We start from the raw sequence: 16575 nt of genomic DNA, 5'->3' as shown, positions 1-16575 counted from the left end.
TTATCCGGTATTAGCCCCGGTTTCCCGGAGTTATCCCAGTCTTATGGGCAGGTTACCCACGTGTTACTCACCCGTCCGCCGCTAACTTCATAAGAGCAAGCTCTTAATCCATTCGCTCGACTTGCATGTATTAGGCACGCCGCCAGCGTTCATCCTGAGCCAGGATCAAACTCTCCAATAAAGTTAGTTTGTCTAGCATCTAAAATAAAAATTGACGTTTCACGTTGTTTGTTTCGTTCAGTTTTCAAAGAACTACTTAGTCGCTCATTTGCGACTTCCTTATGTTAACATCTTCGTTTTTCAATGTCAACTAAGTTTTTCATTTCTTTTTTGTCGTTTTCTGCGTTTCCGCATCAGCGACGGTTATTAATATATCATGCAGTACATACAGGGTCAATACTTTTCACAAAAAAATTTCACATCCCGTTAAAACTTTAAAAACACGTTTTAAAAATCCATATAATCTCTCTTCATTCTTTACCCTAATCCACATTTCATATCTTATCACTTTATCACGTTTCCTAACGAATGAAAATTCTAAATTTTATGTTATTATTGTTGTTATAGGAGAGTGGTGAAAATGAGCATTAAGTATTCAAACAAAATTAATAAAATCCGGACCTTTGCATTAAGTTTAGTATTTATCGGCCTCTTCATTGCATACTTAGGAGTCTTTTTCCGTGAAAACATTATTATTATGACAACATTTATGATGGTTGGATTCTTAGCTGTGATCGCTAGTACTGTCGTTTACTTTTGGATTGGTATGTTATCTACTAAAACTGTACAAATTATTTGTCCAAGCTGCGATAAGCCAACAAAAATGCTCGGTCGTGTCGACGCATGTATGCATTGCAACCAACCTTTAACAATGGATCGAAATCTAGAAGGAAAAGAATTTGATGAGAAATATAATAAGAAGAGCTACAAATCATAGGTATATATGGGTACAATGCATCCTTACAAAACTAAACATCAGAAGGTGATTTCTTAACAAAGAAATCACCTTCTGTATTTATCTTTAATTAAATTAGGTTGTGTACCGAACATTTTAAATCCTCCTGAACCTAACGTAATTCCCATATATAATAAAGAAAGAGGTTGACGTATAGCCGTCAGCCTCTTTCTTTATTATATATTACGCCTTATGACACTCTGGACAAACGCCATAAATTTCTAAGCGATGACTATTGATAACGAAGCCTGTCGTTTTCGCAGCTTCCTCTTCAAGCTTTTCCAAGCCCCCATAAGGAAAATCAACAATCTTACCACATTTTTCGCAAATCACATGATAATGTTGACTTGTAACATAATCAAATCTACTTGAAGCGTCTCCATAAGTTAATTCCTTTACAAGTCCAACCTCTTTAAATACACGTAAGTTATTATAGACAGTTGCAACACTCATATTTGGAAACTTACCTTCTAATGCTTTATAAATGTCATCCGCTGTTGGGTGCGTCATTGATTCCACAAGGTACTCTAAAATAGCATGACGCTGTGGAGTAATGCGTACACCCGTATTTTTCAGCATTTCTAGCGCTTCTTTTAATTCTTCTTTGACCACCGTCATGCACCCCGATTCTATACGGATTATTATTTTATAATTCTTATAAAGAGTGTACTCCTTTTCTTATAAATCGTCAATATTTCTACTATAAGTATGTGGTTTATTTTTGTATACAGCCTTATACTTATGTATCTTTCCCCATTTCCTATACATTTACATAGAAAAAAAGTGCGACATAATCGCACTTGGAATACTATCATCTGAGGAGGTATGCCCTACACTTCACTTTATGTAAGACGGTAAAATATGTATAGACACTTGCCTTACTTCTATATATTTTATCTCCACTATAGATTTACTTTATATAAGAAAGAACATCTTCAATATGCCCCTTCACTTTCACTTTACGCCACTCTTTTACAAGCTCACCGTCTTTATTAATAAGGAATGTAGAACGCTCGATTCCCATGTACTCTTTCCCAAAGTTCTTTTTCAATTTCCAAACATCGTATAATTCTGCTACTTTATGATCCTCGTCTACTAAAAGTGTAAATGGAAGTTCATGCTTCTCAATGAATTTCAAATGTCTATTTGCCGGATCCGGACTCACTCCAAGAATAACCGTGTCCTTCTCTTGAAATAGCCCATACGAATCACGGAAATCACACGCTTCAGTTGTACACCCTGGAGTCATATCTTTCGGATAAAAATATAGAACTACATTTTTACCACGAAAATCAGCTAAGCGAACTTGTTCACCGTTACTTCCCTCTAATGTAAATTCTGGAGCCATTTCTCCTACTGTAATCATTGTTATCACTCCTACTCTTTTCTTTTACTATATCAAATGCTGTCTTATTTTTCATTGTCTATTACAGACCTCATCACAAAAGCAAACGGTAGTGTATATCCAATTAGCGCTTCTCCGATTGCAATCCATCGACCGATTCCAATCGGAGATATATCACCATAGCCAACAGACAATAAAGTAACCGCGCTAAAATATAAACAAATTTCAACAAGTTGAAAAGAGTGAGCGTTCAAGCTTTCTCCATCCTCTTTTAAAACGGAAAAACCCATTTCTTCTAATACAACGTAACTTAATCCAAACGCAATCAGTACTGTCGTATAAATCAAAAATAATGTGGCTAAATTATATAACGAAAAAAAACGCGTTGAATCTGAATATGAACTCCATAACAATTGGACACTTTTCAAAATAGCGATTGCTGCAATTAATAGAATAAATCCCCATAACATGTCCTCCACCTCATTTTATATGTATGAGATAGCCATTGGATTTATCCCTTAGAAACAAACAAGCTTCTATAATTAATTCCCAGCACCACGGTACCTTTTTACCCCTTGATTCCAAAGAGTGAGCGCAATCGTAAAACAGATAACACCAACGAATGGTGTTGCAAATGCATAGTTATTCCACTCCGTTTTTCTTAAAAAGTATGCTGCCGGATAAACTCCGACAAATGCAAACGGTAAAACAAACGTTAAAATGAAGCGAATCACACGATTATAAATATTAACAGGATAGCGACCATAGTTACCTATGTTATACATGAGAGGCATAATTGAACTTTTCGCATCCGACCAAAAACCCAGGCTCGCAAGCGTAACAAATATCCCGCCGTATACAAGGGCGCCCCCTCCTACCATCAGTAAGAATAAAAAGAAATCGTACCAATAAAAAGATAGTTGTAACTCCACAGCTGCATATCCCATTACAATCATTCCTGTAATGGCCCCAATTAAAGACTCAAGTTCCATTCTTTCTAATATAATTTGAAACAAGCTATGAATCGGTCTCGTTAATATACGATCCATTTCTCCTTTAATAATGTAACGATCATTAAAGTCCCATATGTTAAAAAAGGCTGAGAAAATGGCAAACGGCACTAAAAAGAAACCATAAATAAAGATTACTTCTTCTCTATTCCAGCCTTTTAATGCTTGTGTATGCCCAAACACAACAAGAATAAAGATTAAATTAACAGCCTGTAGTGATAAATCAGAAAGTAATCCAACGATAAAATCGCCCCGATACTCCAATTTTGTTTTTATATATTGGCTTGCATATTGCAAAAATAGTTTTATATATATCATCTCATCATCCCCCTTGTACAATTAGACGTTTTCTCGCCGTTCTCCACATGAGTACAATTGGAATAATAAGTACAATTGCCCAAATTACTTGGAATAATAATGCCTCATACAATTTACTTCCTTGTATACCTTCTGAAAAAATCATACTCGGAATATAACTAATAGCCTGAAACGGTAAAAACATCATTGCCTTTTGGGCCCATAACGGATAAAAACTAATTGGTAATAATAGACCTGAAAATAAATCAATAACAACACGTTTTGCATACATAATTCCACTATTATTAAATAGGAAGAATGTGAGCATTCCCGTCATTAAATTAATTTGTGTATTAATAATAAAACTAAATATTAAAGATAAGAAGAAATATAGCCATGTTTGAAAATTCGTTGTAATTTGCAATGAAAATAATAAGGTAACGATAACCATACCCGGAATTGAAAAGAATGCAAAACGAAATATTCCTTCACCAAGACCTTGCATCACTTTCATTCCTAAATAGTTATATGGACGAATTAGTTCTACGGCTACACGTCCTTCTTGAATCTCCATCGCAATTTCCCTATCTATATTATTAAAATAAAAGGCACGTGCCATCCACGCAATTGCGATATACGTAGTCATTTGCGAAATAGATAAACTTTCAATGTTCTCTTTTCCGCTATAAATTGCCTGCCATAAAAAATAATACGCACCGATATTAATTGTATAAATTAAAATCCCGCTATAATAGTTTGTGCGATACGCAAGCATCATTAAAAAGCGAATTCGAATCATTTCAATGTACTTACCCATGTTTAATACCTTCTTCATAAATGTTACGAATAATTTCCTCTGTAGACACTTCATTAATTTTTAAATCTTTAATTTGAAAAGCTTGTACTACTTTAGAAATAAGCATTGAAATAATAACTTCTTCATTCGGGATTTTTGCAACCCACGTGTTTTCCTCTTTCGCTTTCGACCAAACGACATGACTATCCGGCATAACCATTGATAAAGCCTGATAGGAAACTGGTGCAATAAACTGAAAATGTATTTCCTTCTCTGCTCCCCACTGCGTACGAAGATTATTTAAAGAACCGTCATACATAATATTTCCTTCATCTAGCATGATAACGCGCTCACATAATGCTTCAATATCAGTAATATCATGGGTTGTTAATAAAATTGTTGTTTTATAACGTTCATTCATTTCTTTTAAAAATTCACGTATTTTCAATTTCACAAGTACATCTAGCCCAATTGTTGGTTCATCTAAAAATAATAACGGTGGGTTATGAATTAATGCTGCGGCTAATTCACAACGCATTCTTTGACCTAGAGATAACTTTCGAACTGGCTTGTCTAATAAAGGACCAATATCTAATGTTTCGATTACGTGCTCCATATGTTCTTTATACTGAGCGTCTGATACACCGTACACTTTTTTTAATAAACGAAACGATTCTTGTACAGCAATATCCCACCAAAGTTGCGAGCGTTGACCGAAAACAACACCAATTGTTCTTGCAAATTCCTCTCTCTGCTTATGTGGGTTCATTCCATTTACTAAAATCTCTCCTGATGTCGGAGTCAAAATCCCCGTAAGCATTTTAATTGTTGTTGATTTACCAGCACCATTCTCACCGATATAACCAACCATCTCACCTTGTTTTACAGTAAAAGATACATCATTTACTGCTGGTACTATTTTATAATTACGATTTAATAAATCGCGAAATGCACCCTTTAAACCCGGACGACTTGAATAGGCTGTAAATTCTTTACGTAAACCTTGTACCTCAATTACCGATTTCATAATCGGACCCCCTTCCTAAATGTCACAACGAATAGTTTACCCAACTGCCTTCTCTATCACAAACAATACGTCTTTTCGAAAAACATGTTAGAATAATACATAGATTTTTGTAAGGAGATGAATTGTAGTGAAATTCACAAAGTCAGAAGCATTACATAAAGAAGCTTTAGAACATATCGTTGGCGGTGTTAATAGTCCTTCTCGTTCTTTTAAAGCGGTTGGCGGCGGCGCTCCTGTTGCTATGGAACGTGGAAAAGGTGCTTATTTCTGGGATGTAGACGGAAATAAATACATCGATTATTTAGCAGCATACGGCCCTATTATTACTGGACATGCTCACCCGCACATCACAAAAGCAATTACAACAGCTGCTGAAAATGGGGTACTTTACGGAACACCAACAGCACTAGAAGTAAAATTTGCAAAAATGTTAAAAGAAGCAATGCCTGCTTTAGATAAAGTACGCTTTGTAAACTCTGGTACTGAAGCAGTAATGACGACAATTCGTGTCGCTCGTGCTTACACAGGCCGCACAAAAATTATGAAATTTGCTGGTTGTTACCACGGTCATTCTGATTTAGTACTTGTAGCAGCTGGATCTGGTCCTTCTACACTAGGAACTCCTGACTCAGCCGGTGTACCACAAAGTATCGCTCAAGAAGTTATTACCGTTCCATTTAATAATGTAGAAACTTTAAAAGAGGCATTAGATAAATGGGGACATGAAGTAGCAGCTATTCTTGTAGAACCGATTGTTGGAAACTTCGGTATTGTAGAGCCAAAACCTGGATTCCTTGAGAAGGTGAATGAACTTGTTCACGAAGCTGGTGCACTAGTAATTTATGATGAAGTTATTACTGCTTTCCGCTTCATGTACGGTGGTGCTCAAGATTTACTTGGCGTAACACCAGACTTAACAGCGCTTGGTAAAGTTATTGGCGGCGGACTTCCAATCGGTGCTTACGGTGGTAAGAAAGAAATTATGGAACAAGTTGCTCCGCTTGGACCTGCATATCAAGCTGGTACAATGGCAGGAAATCCTGCTTCTATGGCATCTGGTATTGCTTGTCTAGAAGTTCTTCAACAAGAAGGACTTTATGAGAAATTAGATGAACTTGGTGCCATGCTTGAAAAAGGAATTTTAGAGCAAGCTGCAAAACATAATATCGATATTACATTAAATCGTCTAAAAGGTGCTTTAACTGTATACTTCACAACAAATACAATTGAAGATTACGATGCAGCACAAGATACAGATGGTGAAATGTTCGGTAAATTCTTCAAGCTAATGCTTCAAGAAGGCGTTAACTTAGCACCTTCTAAATACGAGGCATGGTTCTTAACAACAGAACATACAAAAGAAGATATTGAATATACAATCGAAGCTGTAGGCCGAGCATTCGCTGCTTTAGCGGATAATAAATAATCCCGTCATTAAAAGGAAAAAAGAAAGCACATCTTTCTTTTTTCCTTTTTTCTATTTCATAAATCCTTTATTAATAGTATAATTATTCATAATTATCTGTTTTATTTTTCTTTTATATCCTTACTATCCTTGTATATAAGGCCGCTCACGCCTTTAATAGTAAGATTATTCAAACTTTAATAAGAGGGGGGATTGACGGATGCTCAATAAAACAAATACATGGACACCGTCTTTATTTCGAGATTATAAAAATGCAGAACATGATGCGTGTGGAATCGTTTCCGTTATGGAGAAACGAAAAATTCCTACAAAAGAAAACATTGATCTTTGTATACAATCACTAATCAAAATGAATCATCGAGCTGGTTTCATTAATGGTGAAGGAGATGGCATTGGCATTCACATTGATGTCCCAAAAGCACTTTGGAATGAAAAGTTGAAAAATAACGGATACAATCCAACGATTGTGGATCATCCCCACTTTATCGTTGGACATTTTTTTCTAAACAAAAAAGAGAATATCGTTAATCTAAAAAATCATATTCGCACACAACTAAACAACGAAAACCTTGCAATCCTTTTCGAAAGTGACGATGTAATAAATTCCGATGCACTCGGTCCACTCGGTAAACAAGAAGAACCTTTATTTTGGCAAGTTGCTCTTATCGCAGAAAATGAAGTTAAAAATATTGAGCAAACATTATTTTCAGTAACGATAAAAATAGAGGAAAACGAAGCGATTCATGTTGCTTCCTTAAGTCGTGACCATGTTGTATATAAAGTTCTAGGCGCTGGTGATACACTTGTTGCCTATTACAATGATTTACAACATCCACTTATCGCTTCAACTATGACACTAGGACATAACCGCTATTCTACTAATACATTATCTAATTTTTTTCGTGTACAACCATTTAGCGTTCTCGGACATAATGGTGAAATTAACACAATTGCAAAATTACGCGATCAAGCTGACATGATTCATGTTCCACTTACTGCTGGGGGCAGTGACTCCCAAGATTTAAACCGCACCTTAGAAACTCTACTTGTTCAATACGACTACAGTTTATTTGAAGCAATGGATATACTATTCCCGCCAATTATTAATGAAATTAAACTTTATGAACCGCATTTACAAGATTTATATACGTATATGCGTGAAGCATGGGGCCATTTCGCGCAAGGTCCAGCTGGCATTATTTCACGTTATAAAGATGAAGCTGTTTTCAGCGTTGATTCCCTTGGACTACGACCAGTATGGAAAGTAGAGACAGCGAGTTCTTATATTTTCTCTTCTGAACCTGGAGTTGTATTACCAACTGAATATGTAACAGAACCAAAACCACTCGCTCCTGGAGAAAAGGTCGGATTAAAATGGAATGAACAAGATGAGCTTGTACTCTACGAATACGATGACTACCAAACTCAAGTATATAACCGTTTTAAAAAGCGAGTGGATGTTACCGATTATCATTTGAATTTATCTATCCCTGAAACGAAAGAGATCCAAGGTTTATGTGATGCTACGCAAGTTGAAACGAAGCAATACGTTGCTTTTGGATGGGACCGAGAACATATTCAGCTTCTTGAACAGATGGCAACAAAAGGCGTTGAGCCAATTCGCTCACTTGGGCATGACTCACCACTTGCCGCACTCGATACTGATAGAAGAAATATCGCTGACTTCATTAAGGAAAGTGTAGCTGTTGTTACAAATCCAGCAATCGATCGTGATCGAGAGATCGAACACTTCTCCACACGAACGATACTTGGAGAGCGCCCAAGTTTATTAAGCGATACTAAACAGCCATTTGTAGTTGAAATGCTTTCCCCAATTATTTTAGAAGGAAGTGTAGCACAATCTATTGCAGAGGAGTTACACACAATTACGTACGAACAACTTATACAGCTATTCAATACTCATAGCTCTATCGCTACAATCTCTGCTACATTCAGTCCTACAGAAACTTTACAATGCGCCTTAAATCGAATTGGTTCTGAAGCGATAACAGCCGTGAACGATGGAGCTTCCTTACTATTAATAGACGATGCCCACGCTCATCTAAATGAACAGTTATGGATTGATCCGCATTTAGTTACCGCTAAAGTACATCAAGTATTAAGCGAAAATAAATTACGCCGAAACTGCTCTCTCGTTATACGTTCCGGTGCCCTTCGCTCCTTACACGATATCGTCACACTGTATGGATTAGGAGCAGATAGTATTAATCCATATTTATTATTTGCAACCGTCAATGATGGGACAAAAACGCCAATTACGAATTTATATAATGCACTTAATAAAGGACTGGAAAAAGTCATTTCAACAATTGGAATTCATGAATTACGTGGTTACGGTCGCCTCTATTCTTCTATCGGATTACATGAGGAAATCGCAAATATATTACAAATTACGAATTTCTTCGGTTCAAATGATGTAGCTTTCTCGCTTGAGTCACTTGCTGAAGATGCACAAATGCGAGCAGATGATTATACCAATCCGAAAGTTAGAATGCGAAAATCTTTTCATATATTCCCGCGAATTTGGAAAGCAATCGGCGATGTCGCAAAAGGAAACTCTTATGATGATTACCGTGACAAGTTAAGTGAATTAGAAGAAAATAACCCAATCGCAATTAGACATCTTGTTCAAACGAAACAAACAAAGCATGTCATTCCAACTGAAGAAGTGTCCATCGGCATTCAAAAGCATGATTTACCATTTATTATTAGTTCCATGTCATTTGGTTCTCAAAATGAAATTGCCTTTCGTGCATATGCAGAAGCGGCCGACCAGCTAAATATGATTAGCTTGAACGGTGAAGGCGGCGAAATTAAAGATATGATTGGAAAATATCCACATACACGTGGACAACAAATTGCATCTGGGCGATTTGGCGTAAACGCCGAACTACTAAATTCATCAAACTTAATTGAAATAAAAATTGGGCAAGGCGCAAAGCCTGGTGAAGGTGGACATTTACCAGGTTCAAAAGTAACAGCCAAAATCGCTGAAGCACGTAATGCGACAATTGGCTCTGATTTAATTTCACCTTCTAACAACCATGATATTTATTCCATTGAAGATTTAGCTCAAATGATTACAGAAATTAAAACGGCTAATCAACTTGCAAAGGTAGCTGTAAAAGTCCCTGTTGTTCCTAACATTGGAACAATTGCTGTCGGTATTGCAAAAGCTGGTGCTGATTTTATTAACATTAGCGGATTTGATGGTGGTACAGGTGCTGCACGTATTCACGCATTGCAACATGTAGGTCTTCCTGTAGAAATTGGTGTGAAAGCCGCTCACAACGCTTTATTAGAAGCAAATATGAGACATAAAGTAGAAATTTGGGCTGATGGCGGTATCCGAAGCGTTAATGATGCCTTGAAAATCATGCTCCTCGGAGCAAACCGCATTGGATTTGGTACATTATCTATGATTGCAATCGGCTGTACAACTTGCCGCGGGTGTCATCTAGATACTTGTCATGTTGGAATTGCAACACAAATTGAATCTGAAGCTCAGGCGAAAGAACACGGATTACGCCGTTTCGTCCCGCGCGAATTAGAAAGCGCCGTTGCTGGATTATTACATTTATTCACTACTTTTGGCGTAGAACTAAAACGATTAACAGGAAATCTTGGTTATACAAATTTACAAGAAATTGTCGGGCGTTCTGATTTATTAGAACAAGTTCGAGGAAAAAATTTATTAGACTTATGTAATTTACTACAAACGATAGAACATCCATCTGTTACAAAAACAGAGCACGTACCAGAAAAACAATTTGAAACAATTCATTCCCCTCATTCAAAAGAATTAGTAGGCGTTGGCGTAGAGCAACGCGTTATGGGTGGTTTAGAATCTTGCTATCGCGTTCGTAGTAAATTATATGAAGACACGAAGCTTGAACCACTTACATTAAAGTATACAAATGGCTCTATTCCTGGCAATGGATTAGGTGCTTACAATAGTGAGAACTTATTTATACACGTAAATGGTGGTGCACAAGATGGTATTGGTAAAACCTCCTTTGGTGGTGGTATTTATATAACGAAAGCAAAAGGAAAAAACGGCCTATATTATAACGGTTCTGTCGGAAAAGGTTTTGGATACGGTGCACAAAAAGGGGCGCTATACGTTCAAGGTAACGCTGATGCTCGCGCTGGCATTCGCCTCTCTGGAGCAGACATGATAATTGGAGGGCGCATGACAAAGCCACTCCGTGAAAAAGAACAAGGGAATATAGGCGCATACTCTAATATTAAAGGTTTCGCTTTTGAATATATGACAAATGGGCGAGCGCTTGTTTTAGGGGATCCTGGCCCATGGATCTGTGCTGGTATGACTGGCGGTGTTGTTTATTTACGTCATGATTCAAGCTTAGGTTTAACAGAACAGGCCTTAAAAAGAAGAATCGCAAAAGGAGCAAATGTTACATTACAACCAATTAGTAAAAATGGTGTGCAAGATGTAACCAATTTATTACTAGATTATATCCGTGTATTAAATGAACATGAGCAATACGAGGAAGTTGCTTTGTTAACACCGTTACTCAATGATATGCAGCAACAGTTTTTTGAAATTATCCCGAAAAAAGAGCAGGCTGATCCATCTATCTCAACAGAGTGATATGCCTAATTTTCATCTTCAAGAAAAAATTGACGAAGTACACTTCTCATAGTAATCTATAGTAACAATTTGAAACCTGCTGAAATTCAGCAGGTTTTTTCACTAAAAATTGATGTTTAAAAAGAATTAGGAAAAAGTATAAATAAATCTTAATTTCTTATTAACGTCACTAAAATATCACTTGCTAACATATTGTAATGAATGTATAGTATCATGTTGTACATCCATTATGACAAGAGAAAGGATCTTATTTAGGGTATGAAACTTGGTGCTCGCATTTTAAAAACGGGTATTGCCATCACATTAGCTTTATTTGCTTGCATTTTGCTTCAATTACCGAGTCCGGTATTTGCGGGAATCTCAGCTATCTTCGCTGTTCAACCGTCTGTATACCGTTCATATTTAACTGCTCTTGAGCAAATTCAAGCAAACGTCATTGGCGCGGTATTCGCTATCGTATTTGCTACTGCTTTTGGACATAATCCTTTTATTATTGGATTAACATGTATATTAGTAATTGCGCTTACGTTACAATTACGATTAGAAAACACAATATCAATTGCTTTAGTAACAGTTATCGCCATTATGGAGTATCAGGGCGAAGATTTCTTTAGTTTTGCCTTACTTCGCTTTGCGACGATTATGATTGGAATTATTGCGGCTTCACTTGTAAATTTAGTGTTTATGCCGCCAAAATACGAAACAAAGCTCTATCATCGTATCGTTGATAATACAGAAGAAATTGTAAAATGGATTCGAATGAATAGCAGGCAAGCTTCTGATTTTACAACACTAAAAACTGATATTGATCGTATGAAAGAAAAAATGATCAAACTCAACCATTACTATTTGCTGTATAAAGAAGAAAGAAGCTATACGAAAAAAGTAAAGTTCGCAAAAATTCGTAAGCTTGTTTTATTCAGACAAATGTTAGCGACGACAAGTCGTGCTTTAAGTACGTTAAAATCATTACATCGTACTGAAAACGAACTGCGCTATATGCCAGAAGAATTTCAGGAATCTATCCAGAACGAACTTGATTCATTAACACATTATCATGAACAAGTTTTATTAAAATTTATTGGTAAAGCAAAAAAACAACAATCCGTTGAAATGCTTGATGAAGTTGAAACAGGTAAACAAGAATTAATTGATATCTTTATGGAATATCAAAACAAGGATGATGAGGAAGCTTATAAAACATGGCTACACCTCTTCCCTCTTATTTCTGCCATTATTAACTATAGTGAAGAAGTAGAGCATTTAGATTTACTTGTGGATAGCTTCTACACATACCATAAACCAGAAGCAGAACTTAAAATCGATGATAAAAAAGAAGACGAATAAAAAACAGCTCCTTTTACGCTAAAGGAGCTGTTTCTGTTATATGTTGAAGTTGATATAAATTGTGATAATATCCTCTTTTTTTCATTAATTCTTCATGAGAACCTGTTTCTTTAATTTCACCATCTTCAATGTAAATAATCGTATCCACATGCGTAATCGTCGCCAATCGATGTGCAATTATGATCGTCGTTCGATCAGCAGCTAACGTCTGAAGTGCCTCTTGAATATATCGTTCATTTTCTAAATCTAAAGCCGAAGTCGCTTCATCTAATATAAGTAACGATGGATTCTTTAAAAACACTCGTGCAATCGCTACACGTTGCCTTTGCCCACCAGATAACTTCACACCACGTTCCCCAACGACAGTATCATAACCATCAGGTAACTCAATAATAAAATCATGAATTTGCGCAGCTTTGGCAGCTGCAATCACTTCTTCCTCTGTAGCTTTCGGATTTCCATATAAAATATTTGCCCCGATTGTATCGCTAAATAACAAATTATCTTGCAGTACAATTCCAATATGACTACGTAAATTTCTCATATCATACTTTCTAACATCTATCCCATCTACATAAACTGCGCCTGAAGAGACATCATAGAAACGCGGGATTAAACTAGCAAGAGATGACTTCCCTCCCCCACTCGCTCCTACAAGTGCTACCTTCTCTCCTGGTAACATAGTTAACGAAAGGTTATGTAATACCTCTTTTTCATCCGAATTGTAACGAAAAGATACATTATCAAATATCACTTCGCCATTTAATTTTTTCGTTTGTACCGCACCTGGTACATTCACAATATCGTATTTTTCATCTAACAGTTCAAACACCCGATCCATCGATGCAAAAGACTGTGTTAATGTCGTTGAGGAATTAACAAGGCGGCGAAGTGGACTATACAAACTATCCATATATCCAACAAAAGCAACCATAGTCCCTAATGTTAACTGCCCCTGAACCACTTCATATGCTGCAAAACCGATTACAAGTAACGGCCCCAAATCTGTTAATGTATTTACTGCTGAAAATGTTCTCGCCGTCCAGCTCGTATGCGTTAACGCTTTCGTCAAAAATTCATTATTTCTTTTTTCAAACTGCTTCCCCTCATACTCTTCTAATGCAAAGCTACGTGTCACTTGCATTCCTTGAATACGTTCATGTAAATACCCTTGCATCGTTGCTAACGCTTGTGAACGCTCTTTCGTCAATTTTCGAAGACGCCCGAAAAAATATTTCACTGCCACTACATAAATAGGTAAAATTAATAGCGCAACAAATGTCAACTTTATATTCATAGAAAACATAACAATAATAGCGATAGCAATTGTTGCCGTATCTAACCAAACATTCATCAAACCAGTAATTACAAAATCCTTCGTTTGTTCTACATCATGAATGACACGTGAAATAATCTCCCCTGTTTTTGTATTCGAATAATAACGTAAACTCAACTTTTGTAAATGACCAAAAATATGTTTTCGCAAATCATATAGTATTGTATTTGCGATACGTTGCGCAAAATATTGACGATAATATTCAATTGGCGGTCTTACTACTGCAAAAATAAAAAAAGCAATCCCAATCGCTGTTACTAGTTGGGACGTTTTATCTTGAAGTGACCCTCCGCCCTGAATGACATCATCAATAATATACTTTAATAACCACGGCATAATAAGCGGAATGCCGAATTTAACTAGACCTATCATAATCGTAATAGCAATAAGCCATCGATATGGTTTAACAAATTGCAAATATCTTTTTATACCTTGCACATAATCCCCCCTCTAATAGGACAAACCTGCCGGGAAATCCCCTGCAGGTTTGTTTTAATTTCTGTACATTAAATATCTCTCATACCACATATCTACGAAATCTGGCGCGAATGGCCCTTTTCTTTGATGAATCCATTGTGTTAATTGTGCTACATTTCGTTTTAAAATAGTATCAATCACAGGTGGATATTGCATAATTTGACTATGCTTTTCATACTCATCTTCATCTAGAAGGGTATATGTCATATCTGGATACACTTTAATATCTAAATCGTAATCAATGTACTTCAATGCTTCAGAATCATATGCAAAAGGTGAGCTTAAATTACAATAATAATATACTCCCTCTTCCCTTAACATTCCAATCACATTAAACCAATAGTTTGCATGAAAATAACAAATTGCTGGTTCACGAGTAATCCATGTTCGGCCATCTGATTCCGTCACTACTGTACGATCATTCGCTCCGATTACAAGACTCTGTGTCCCTTTTAAAATTGTTGTCTCTTCCCACATTCTATGAATGGAGCCATTATGTTTATAACTATGTATTTGTACTTTTTCTCCTTCTTTGGGAAATCCCATATATGCTCCCTTCTTTCAACTGCAAATGCCCTTTGAACTGCATTCACTTTTTTTCTATTATAACTTTTTTGTCGAAATTTTAAAACTAAAGCGACAAGACTCTATTTTTCACACTGAATACCATATCCCTAATCTTCCTAGGAGACGGGGCCTTCGCTGAATTATTTACAAACGAGGAAATGAGAATAAAAAAAGCCCTTCCTTATTTCCATGTAAAGAAGGACCTTTCACCTAAAGGTAACAGTATATCTTAGCCTAAATTTGAAATCATTTTTTCAGTTTCAAAAGATTGAATCACACTATTTGTTTGCTCTTCAAATTTCTCATGTAACAGTTTTAACGCTAATTCTGTTCTATATATTTCTTGGCGGATAAAATGTAATTCCTTTTTATCGCACGTATCCTTTTCGCTCATTTCAATTTGCTGATACTTCTCTAGATGAGCTTGTAACTTTAACAACTCATCCATCGTTTCCAATTGTTCTCTTACCAACTTATCAAAATCGTTCATTACTTACCCCCTTTTGGACTTATTTATCAGTTATTATTCCTTATTACATATTTCTAATCTTTAACTTCCTTCTCCTTTGACTACATTTGTTGACTTATTAGAAGTTATGTCGTTCACTTTATTTTCATTACCATGACCCACGCATAAAGAAAACACTTCTCCCGAATTAGAGAAGTGTTTTTCTTTCATTACTGATTTGAACTAGAAGATTGTGATTGTTTTGCAGCTGATTTTGCATTTTGTTTTTTCACAGCATGCACATCTGTTTCAGTTGCAAATTCTGTACCATAACTAGCGTTTGCACTTTGTGCACCAGAAGCTTGTGCTTTCTTTGCTTCCGATTGTGCGTTTGCTTGTTTTACTGCTTGCACATCTGTTTCAGTTGAAAACTCTGTACCATAGCTAGCATTTGTACTTTGAATGCTAGCACCAGAAGTTGCCTTGTTATAACCTTGTTGTTTTTTACTCATCTTTCTCACCTCCACAATCAATAATGTAACCAATTCAACTAGAAGCTATCCGTAATTTTCTTTTAAAAAAATTCCGCATATATCTCTTGTTACTCATTCAAACTATAGAAAATGGAGGTGGAAATATGTATATAGGACGCGATATGACTGAACTAACGATGGTTTCAAAAAACGAATGGAAAGAAGATGAATTAGCTTATTTTCATCATTCATTACAACAGATTTTGCCCTATTTAAACGCAGAAGGGCAAAGTATTTATAAAGAAATTGTCATAGAAATCGAATCAAGGGGTGGCTTACAAGAAGGTGATGCTAGTTGGACTCATGGGACAAAAATTTCTTACGATTAAAAAAGTGTTCCCAATCTAGGGAACACTTTTTTGTTTATCCCGCTTT

The 16575-nt window shown here is 36.2% G+C and carries 15 protein-coding genes and 1 rRNA gene; 5 read left to right on the top strand and 11 right to left on the bottom strand.

From position 1 onward, the window contains the following. Nucleotides 1-181 (bottom strand): 16S ribosomal RNA (locus DN390_RS24895); the annotation flags it as partial. Nucleotides 182-580: 399 nt separating this feature from the next. On the opposite strand from DN390_RS24895, the gene DN390_RS24890 reads away from it, so the two are divergent. Then, on the top strand, nt 581-937 hold the full coding sequence (locus DN390_RS24890) for a YgzB family protein (RefSeq protein ID WP_000025063.1): 357 nt from the start codon (nt 581-583) through the stop codon (nt 935-937). 201 nt (nt 938-1138) lie between these two features. Here DN390_RS24890 and perR read toward each other — a convergent pair whose 3' ends face one another. The 6 genes from perR to DN390_RS24860 form a co-directional block, all read right to left on the bottom strand. Further along, entirely contained in the window at nt 1139-1567 is a 429-nt protein-coding gene (perR, locus tag DN390_RS24885) for a peroxide-responsive transcriptional repressor PerR (protein WP_000237829.1), read from the bottom strand. A 298-nt stretch (nt 1568-1865) separates the two neighbouring features. Beyond that, nucleotides 1866-2321, bottom strand: coding sequence for a thioredoxin-dependent thiol peroxidase (bcp, locus tag DN390_RS24880; RefSeq protein WP_060629448.1), 456 nt, complete (start codon nt 2319-2321; stop codon nt 1866-1868). A 44-nt stretch (nt 2322-2365) separates the two neighbouring features. Further along, nucleotides 2366-2770, bottom strand: a complete 405-nt coding sequence (locus DN390_RS24875) for a potassium channel family protein (RefSeq protein WP_060629447.1) — start codon at nt 2768-2770, stop codon at nt 2366-2368. A 72-nt stretch (nt 2771-2842) separates the two neighbouring features. After that, nucleotides 2843-3628 (bottom strand): ABC transporter permease, encoded by a 786-nt coding sequence (locus DN390_RS24870; protein ID WP_060629446.1) that lies wholly within the window; start codon nt 3626-3628, stop codon nt 2843-2845. Between the two features lie 4 nt (nt 3629-3632). After that, nucleotides 3633-4424, bottom strand: a complete 792-nt coding sequence (locus DN390_RS24865) for an ABC transporter permease (protein ID WP_000521517.1) — start codon at nt 4422-4424, stop codon at nt 3633-3635. After that, complete coding sequence (locus tag DN390_RS24860) at nt 4417-5430, bottom strand: ABC transporter ATP-binding protein (RefSeq protein WP_060629445.1); 1014 nt, start codon at nt 5428-5430, stop codon at nt 4417-4419. The genes DN390_RS24865 and DN390_RS24860 overlap by 8 nt, the downstream gene beginning before the upstream one ends. Nucleotides 5431-5557: 127 nt before the next feature. Between DN390_RS24860 and hemL the strand changes: the two genes are divergently transcribed. The 3 genes from hemL (at nt 5558) to DN390_RS24845 (ending at nt 12839) form a co-directional block, all read left to right on the top strand. Continuing rightward, on the top strand, nt 5558-6856 hold the full coding sequence (gene hemL / locus DN390_RS24855; RefSeq protein ID WP_000673241.1) for a glutamate-1-semialdehyde-2,1-aminomutase: 1299 nt from the start codon (nt 5558-5560) through the stop codon (nt 6854-6856). A gap of 199 nt (nt 6857-7055) precedes the next feature. Then, nucleotides 7056-11492: a glutamate synthase-related protein gene (locus tag DN390_RS24850; protein WP_147808746.1), complete on the top strand. Its 4437-nt coding sequence runs from the start codon at nt 7056-7058 to the stop codon at nt 11490-11492. A gap of 258 nt (nt 11493-11750) precedes the next feature. Further along, on the top strand, nt 11751-12839 hold the full coding sequence (locus DN390_RS24845; RefSeq protein ID WP_060629443.1) for an aromatic acid exporter family protein: 1089 nt from the start codon (nt 11751-11753) through the stop codon (nt 12837-12839). A 13-nt stretch (nt 12840-12852) separates the two neighbouring features. On the opposite strand, the gene DN390_RS24840 is transcribed toward DN390_RS24845, so the two are convergent. The 4 genes from DN390_RS24840 to DN390_RS24825 all read right to left on the bottom strand — a co-directional run bounded on the left by DN390_RS24840 (nt 12853) and on the right by DN390_RS24825 (nt 16179). Further along, the gene (locus DN390_RS24840; protein ID WP_060629442.1) at nt 12853-14613 is read right to left on the bottom strand and encodes an ABC transporter ATP-binding protein; all 1761 of its coding nucleotides are present in this window, start codon (nt 14611-14613) and stop codon (nt 12853-12855) included. 54 nt (nt 14614-14667) lie between these two features. After that, nucleotides 14668-15198 (bottom strand): nucleoside tri-diphosphate phosphatase, encoded by a 531-nt coding sequence (gene ntdP / locus DN390_RS24835; RefSeq protein WP_000506628.1) that lies wholly within the window; start codon nt 15196-15198, stop codon nt 14668-14670. Nucleotides 15199-15448: 250 nt separating this feature from the next. Beyond that, nucleotides 15449-15709 (bottom strand): YgaB family protein, encoded by a 261-nt coding sequence (locus DN390_RS24830; RefSeq protein WP_060629441.1) that lies wholly within the window; start codon nt 15707-15709, stop codon nt 15449-15451. 188 nt (nt 15710-15897) lie between these two features. Then, nucleotides 15898-16179: a gamma-type small acid-soluble spore protein gene (locus DN390_RS24825; protein WP_000039044.1), complete on the bottom strand. Its 282-nt coding sequence runs from the start codon at nt 16177-16179 to the stop codon at nt 15898-15900. 125 nt (nt 16180-16304) lie between these two features. Between DN390_RS24825 and DN390_RS24820 the strand changes: the two genes are divergently transcribed. Continuing rightward, on the top strand, nt 16305-16529 hold the full coding sequence (locus DN390_RS24820) for a hypothetical protein (protein ID WP_000275444.1): 225 nt from the start codon (nt 16305-16307) through the stop codon (nt 16527-16529). Nucleotides 16530-16575: the final 46 nt, after the last annotated feature.

It is taken from the genome of Bacillus sp. SH7-1 (genome assembly GCF_008042405.1).
GTDB classification, from domain to species: Bacteria; Bacillota; Bacilli; order Bacillales; family Bacillaceae_G; genus Bacillus_A; species Bacillus_A thuringiensis_N.
This window is presented reverse-complemented; position numbering and strand designations above follow the sequence as displayed.